This window comes from Mesorhizobium sp. M2C.T.Ca.TU.002.02.1.1 (assembly GCF_003997225.1).
Map to the genome: position 1 here is coordinate 1 of NZ_RZTO01001335.1, position 890 is coordinate 890.

At 65.4% G+C, this 890-nt stretch carries 1 protein-coding gene and 1 pseudogene; both read right to left on the reverse strand.

The window, feature by feature from the left end; all coding sequences use genetic code 11:
* Nucleotides 1–517, reverse strand: a 517-nt coding sequence (locus EOD07_RS35925) for a pyridoxal-dependent decarboxylase (protein ID WP_245470627.1), incomplete at its 3' end; no start/stop codon positions are given.
* An 84-nt stretch (nt 518–601) separates the two neighbouring features.
* Nucleotides 602–890: pseudogene (locus EOD07_RS35930) on the reverse strand (pyridoxal-phosphate dependent enzyme); the annotation flags it as partial.

Consider the following 890-nt stretch of genomic DNA (forward strand, 5'->3'; position numbering starts at 1 on the left):
CGTCGACGCCCGCCTTGACGTTGCGCGCCACGGTCAGGCCGATGATGTTGGCCATCGAGCCGCCGCTGACCAGCGTGCCGCCGGCCGAGGCAGGGAAACCCACCATCTCCTTCATCCAGTTGACGACCTGGCTGTCCACCAATGCCGCGGCATGATTGCCGCCGCCGAGATTGGAACCCTGGATCGCGGCCAGGAAGTCGCCAAGCGCGCCGGTGAAGTTGCTGGCCCCCATATACCAGGACCAGAAACGCGGATGGATGTTGCCCATCGGATAAGGCATGACGTTGCGGGCCACATCGTCATAGACGTCGGCCACCGGCGCCGGCGACCGCGGCAACGGCGCCGAGAAGAATGAGCGCACCTCGGCCGGCATCTCTCGCCAAACAGGACGTTCGCGGACATCCTTGAGATAGGCGATGGCATCGTCGAGGACCTGGTGCGAGAGCGCTCCCATCTCGGTCCAGTCCGGCGGATCGAGCGTTTCGTCCGTGGTCGCCGTTTCCTGAAAGCTGTCCATCCGTATCTCTCCCGCCGGCATGTGGGTGATCATGTGCAAGAATGGCGACGCCGCCCTTTGAAGGCGGCGTCGCGGTGTCTGTCCTCAGGCTTCGAACTGACAACTTGGCGTCGAGCGCGACAGCGCTGTTTCCTCGGCGTCCATCTCGGCTTCGACGCCGTCGAAAAGCGGCGTCGACATGTAGCGCTCACCGGTGTCGGGCAGCATGCACAGGATGACCGAGCCGGCCGGCGCGGTGCCCGCGATCTGCCGCGCGACGGCGAAGGTGGCGCCGCCGGAGATGCCGGTGAAGATGCCTTCCTGCTGCGCCAGCGCTTTCGCCCATTTGATGCCTTCGGGACCGGGGATCGGCACCACCTGGTCATAGTAGCGC